This is a genomic window from Lishizhenia sp., assembly GCF_033720595.1.
Taxonomy (GTDB): domain Bacteria; phylum Bacteroidota; class Bacteroidia; order Flavobacteriales_D; family Crocinitomicaceae; genus Lishizhenia.
In genome coordinates, this window is the sequence record NZ_JAWWCF010000180.1 from 1 (window position 1) to 5,919 (window position 5,919).

Genomic DNA, 5,919 nt, shown 5'->3' on the forward strand with positions numbered 1-5,919 from the left:
AACTTGGTAGCTTTGATTTTCCACCCCTAGAACAAAGAGCATGTCCTGAGCTGGATTTGGATAAAGTGTAAGTTCATTTGTTATTTTCTCTACGGTAGACAAAGGCGGGGTTACAAGATTTAAGAAGGAAATATCATAACTGTACATAGACCTACCAAAAGTACCTGCAATTAATTTTTCGTTTTCGTAATCAATCTCAACATCCATTACAGCAATAACTGGCATATCCGTTCCCAAATAAGTCCAATTTAAACCCGTGTTTTGAGTAATGAACACTCCTGCATCGGTTCCCACAAAGATTACACTATCACTAGTCCCGTTCGCAATACAAATACTATTAATTCCTATTGGTGGTAGGTCACCAGAAATATCTATCCAAGTATTGCTGTTTGCAGTCTTTCGAAATAAATAGGATGCACTATCACTATTAAAATAGCCGTTAAAACTTGCATACACAACATTGAGATTTTCGTAGCTCAATTTTATATCGGTAACATACTTTTGAGGCAATGGGGATCCGGGTGTAAGATCTACAAACGAGGCAGGGCCATTTTGAATATTACTTGATTCAAATATTTTACCATCCGTACTCCCTGTGTAAACAACATTATTGCTATACAGACCTATTTCAACCTCCGAGAGTGAATGAAAAGTATTTTGTCCTCCTAGGTTATTCGTTAAATCATTAGAAAGAATGGAATAAAACGTATTGGGTAAATTACTGACCACATTTAGCCTATCTGACCCAAACAACAATCTCCCCGAACCATTTATATAATGTACAGCTGGATTTGTATGGATGGCAAGGTTATTCGGAAATTCAAATAAATCTACCGTTTTAGACTTTAACTTACTCCCTGTACTATACACATAGCTCAACGTGTCATTCGCAAAAACCTTGTAAGCTGTATGACCCGGAAAATAAGGATCTCTACTCCAATTTTGATTATTAAGCTCATCTCCATACACAATACCTATATGTTGTGCTGCCCCCATGTAAAAATTTGGGTAATCACTTAAGGGGGTTACATCATAATATTGTGTGATTGGCAAGTACCCGAGAGGAAGCCATTCCACTCCACTATTTTCAAAAACACCGTGAATGGATGCGACTTTGAAACTCGAATTACCATCAAAAAGGACATCATGAATATGTGACGTAGAGTTCTCTCTAAACCATTCGGATTTCTTCTCCCATGTAAGCCCAGCATCTGTGGAACTCCAAATTTCCAAACCCGGCATTACAACATGCTCCTCATTCAGGGGGTCTACATAGACACTTGTCAATTCCCAAGGTTGAAAATTATAAAAATCATACCCGTATGCATTGAAAAATAGTGCATCGTTTTTTCTGATTTGCCAACTTTGTCCTCCATCAAAGGATGCAAGTAACAACAAACCAGCCCCGTTGTTTTGCGCCACAACTACGTATACATAATCATCATTCGAGGGTGCAATTTCTACTCCTATCCTTCCGTTAATCGTATAGGGCAAATTCAAATTAACCAACTGCCACGTATCACCTCCATCTATACTTTTGTATAACTTGGTATCTACTCCTGTATGCACTCTTTTTCCAAATTGAAGCATGCGGTTATAATTTGCAGCATAGAGGATATTTGGATCTTGCTTGCTTCTAGAAATATCCACAACTCCACTTGAATCACTCACCAAAAGTTTCTGTTGCCAGGTAATTCCACCGTCTGTCGACCTATATATTCCTCTTTTATTATTTTTCTCAAAAGGACTCCCTAAACAAGCTGCTATTATTTCGTTTTCATTGCTTGGATTAACCGACAACTCTGCAACAACTCCCACATCATTGAGTCCCAAATTCACCCACGTATTGCCATAATCCGTTGACTTGTAAACCCCATCTCCAACGTAAGATGGATCCGAAAAGTTTACATCTCCAGTACCTACAAATAAAACACTATCATTAGAAGGAAGAGATTGGATTGTTGAAACACTCAAGAATACCTGATCATCGAACAGCGGTTGCCAACTCACGCCCCCATTTTCTGATCTAAAAACACCTCCATTTGCGGATCCTATATAAATAGTATCACTTCCCAAACGGGAAGAGTAAAGTTCATTTACAGATCCCCCAAGGTTTAATCCACCAATCAGATCCCAACTCTGATCTAAATCCGATTTTTGCAAGGCCTGGTTGTCCTTCATTTGCTTCACGTGCCGCATTGCCGATTTATACCCTTGAGTATTAAAAGACTGGTTTGGCGAAATTCGAGAACTGAAAACCGCTTCTTCCTTCTGCCCATAAAGAAATACAGAAAATGTAAATAATAAAACGATTAGTGGAAGTGTTTTCATAGCGTGAGGTTTTCCTTGCAAGATACAGGATATGAAACTTTTAGCCACAAAAAAAGCCCAAACTTTCGTTTGAGCTTTACTAGTCTATTTCTTTATCCTACAAGTGGAAATCTCTTTCAAATTCATCTTGCGTACCTAATGCTTTCAACATTTGTCCGTGTACTTTCAATGCTTTGAAGAAGGTCTTTTGCGAGTTGTATGGCAAATTGTATTCTTCTGCTGTTTTACGAACAATGTGAGAAAGGTTTGTATAGTGTACGTGACAAATATTTGGGAACAAGTGGTGTTCTACCTGGTGATTTAAACCACCTACGAACCATGTAAACCATTTGCTTTTTTGCGCAAAGTTTGCTGTGTTGAACAACTGGTTAACCGCCCAATCCGCTTTGATATTTCCTGAATCATCTGGAACAGGGTAATCCGATGAAGGAACAACGTGAGCTGGTTGGAAGATACATCCTAATGTTAAACCTGCGATGAAGTGTAACATGATGAAACATAAAACTGTTCCCCACCAAACCATAGGAGATAAAATCAATGGCAATACCAAAGTAACTCCGTAATACATGATTTTAGAAATAATCGTAACGGTCATCATGTGATTATAACTCTTCTGTTGTGTCTTCGTTAATCCTAACTTCTTGTAACGCGCCAATTGTTTAAAATCTTTTGCTGTAATCCAAGAAATTGTCATTAACCCATAGAAGAACCATGCGTAAATGTGTTGGAAACGGTGTGCTTTATAACGTTTTGCGTGTGGAGAGAAACGCATTAACTTTCCAGGATCGATATCCTCATCCATACCTGTTACGTTTGTATAGGTATGGTGCAATACGTTGTGTTGAATTCTCCATGTAACATCAGAACCTCCTAAACAGTTCAACGTAAATCCTAGAACAGAATTCACCCAAGCCTTTTTAGAGTAGGCACCGTGACAAGCATCGTGCATTACTGATAAACCGATTCCGGCCATTCCTAACCCCATCAACATCCACATGAATACGATGGCCAAGTTATTTTCTAGTGTTGTAAGTATCAATACTAAAGGAACGATGTATAGCGCCAACATGAAGATTGTTTTAATTTTCATGTTCCAGTTACCATATCTATCGATATTGTTTTCCTTAAAGTAATCTCTTACTCTTTTTTGCAAAGTTTTGTAAAATTCAACGTTGTGTTCTTTGTCGAATCTAATTTGTGATATATTCATTCAATAAGTTTTATAGCAAGTTCTTGCACAACTTGAAAGGGCAAATTTACTACATTAAACGCAGATAATCTATTTTAATTGGATAGCCCTCTAATTAACACTGCCTAATGTCTCCTCATTACCGTCTAACAACAATTAACAAATCACTGTTCTCCAATACGTTGCACAAGATACAACACAAAGACCGATTGTGAAAGTTTGATAATTATCAATGCTTGGAAGGCTACGCTTTTGGATTGAGGGTGGGAGTGTACGATCGTTTGAGGGTTTGAGGGTTTGAGGGTTTGAAAGGTTGATTTAAAAATTTAAAAATGAGTAGAGTAAAGAATTTGAGGGATTTGAAAATTCAAACACTCCAACCTACTTAACTTGAAACAAACACTTCTGGGCATCTAGAAATCTAGCCTTCTAACCGCTAACAAATTAATTCTGCTTTCTTAATTCTTAATTTTAAATTAACCTTCCTATTTTTGCACCCACTATAAAAAAGTAAATATGGCTTCTATTGAATCTTACGATTTTCAAAACAAAAAGGCACTTGTACGTGTAGATTTTAATGTTCCTTTAGATAAGGAGACTTTTGAGATAACTGATGACACGAGAATGCGTGCAGCATTACCTACCATTAACCACATCTTAAATAACGGTGGTGCAGTAGTATTGATGTCGCACTTGGGTAGACCCAACGGTCCAGAAGAAAAATTCTCTTTGAAACACATCGTTGCACACCTGTCTACTTTATTGAATAAAGAGGTGAAATTCGTTAACGATTGTATAGGAGCTGAAGCTGAGGCGGTAACTTCTAACTTAAAAGCTGGTGAAGTTGCTTTGTTAGAAAACTTACGTTTTTACAAGCACGAAACTACAGGAACAGAAAGCTTTGCTAAACAATTAGCAGCACACGGTGATGTTTACGTTAACGACGCATTTGGAACAGCACACAGAGCGCACGCAAGTACAGCTATCATTGCTAAGTTTTTCCCGAATGATAAAATGTTCGGTTTCTTATTAGAAGGAGAAATTAAAAGTGTTGAGAAAGTATTGAACTCAACTGAAAAACCATTAACAGCTATTGTTGGTGGGGCAAAAGTAAGTTCTAAGATTACAATCATTGAGCGTTTGTTAGACAAGGTAGACAACTTGATTATTGGTGGAGGAATGGCCTACACTTTTGTAAAAGCTCAAGGTGGTGAAGTAGGTAACTCTTTAATTGAAGATGATTACTTAGAAACAGCGAGAAATATTATTGCCGAAGCTAAAAACAAAGGCGTTAATATTTGTATTCCTACAGATACGATAATTGCTGATGCATTTGATAACAATGCGAACACACAAGATGTTGCCATTGATGCTATTCCAGCAGGATGGATGGGGTTAGACATTTCTAAAAACTCTATGGAAGAATTCGCGAAAGTAATCGAAGCTTCTAAATTGATTTTATGGAACGGACCTATGGGTGTTTTCGAAATGGAGAACTTCCAAGCAGGAACGGTAGCCGTTGCTAATGCAATTGTAAAAGCAACTGAAAATGGAGCGTTCTCTTTAGTAGGTGGTGGAGATTCTGTTGCTGCAGTTAACAAATTCAACTTAGCAGATAAAGTTTCTTACGTTTCTACTGGTGGTGGTGCAATGTTAGAATACTTGGAAGGAAAAGTATTGCCAGGTATCGCTGCAATCAACAACTAAGAATTATAAGGAGCACGTAATTGTACGTACACCTTTAAAACATATAGAAAGTCGTGTCTTTAATTAGGCGCGACTTTTTTATTGGCAGTAAACCAAAACATTGGTTCAAACGTTATTACAAAAATGCATGTGAACCATGATTATCGATTCTACATATACAACCAAGGAAGAAGAAAACTTCATTCGCGCCAAAGTAGGAAAACCTATTTCTATTTTTAAACGCCTACAGCTAGGTGGCATAGGGTCTTATAAAATGACAGTGAAAGCCTATTCTGATGGATTTAAATTGCTCAGAAATTCAATAGATACACTAACGGCTAATATAGAACTCCGTCCTAAAGGCATCCTGATTCACCTCAATCAACGTGGAACACGCTTTACCTGGGTAATCGCTTATCACCATTTGGCTGTTTTTAGCTCAGACACTTACAATTTACATGCTGCGGGAGAATTCATTAAATTCGAAAAGAACAAAGCTTTTCACGTCAATGAAAAATTCCTCATGCGTATGCTTCAAGAAAAGCAAAAATATATCACGCACTAATGCACGTGATATTGCTCAACCACTACCTTAAAATTGCGCAAGGTAAAAGTAGAACCACCTTTATTCCAGATATAAACTTTTATACTTTTCACCTCACCGAGTAAGTCTATCATTTCTCGAGAAACTTCAATATACTTGTCTTCATCCC

4 protein-coding genes are annotated in these 5,919 nt (G+C 37.5%); 2 read left to right on the top strand and 2 right to left on the bottom strand.

The features are described from left to right. Both R3333_RS11825 and R3333_RS11830 read right to left on the bottom strand, forming a co-directional pair. Positions 1-2,331: hypothetical protein (locus tag R3333_RS11825; RefSeq protein ID WP_318958984.1), on the bottom strand; the 2,331-nt coding region annotated here is incomplete at its 3' end. 97 nt (positions 2,332-2,428) lie between these two features. Further along, entirely contained in the window at positions 2,429-3,541 is a 1,113-nt protein-coding gene (locus tag R3333_RS11830; RefSeq protein ID WP_318958985.1) for an acyl-CoA desaturase, read from the bottom strand. A gap of 495 nt (positions 3,542-4,036) precedes the next feature. Here R3333_RS11830 and R3333_RS11835 point away from each other — a divergent pair, with 495 nt between their 5' ends. Beyond that, positions 4,037-5,227, top strand: a complete 1,191-nt coding sequence (locus R3333_RS11835) for a phosphoglycerate kinase (RefSeq protein ID WP_318958986.1) — start codon at positions 4,037-4,039, stop codon at positions 5,225-5,227. Positions 5,228-5,363: 136 nt separating this feature from the next. Beyond that, on the top strand, positions 5,364-5,771 hold the full coding sequence (locus R3333_RS11840; protein WP_318958987.1) for a hypothetical protein: 408 nt from the start codon (positions 5,364-5,366) through the stop codon (positions 5,769-5,771). Positions 5,772-5,919 lie beyond the last annotated feature (148 nt).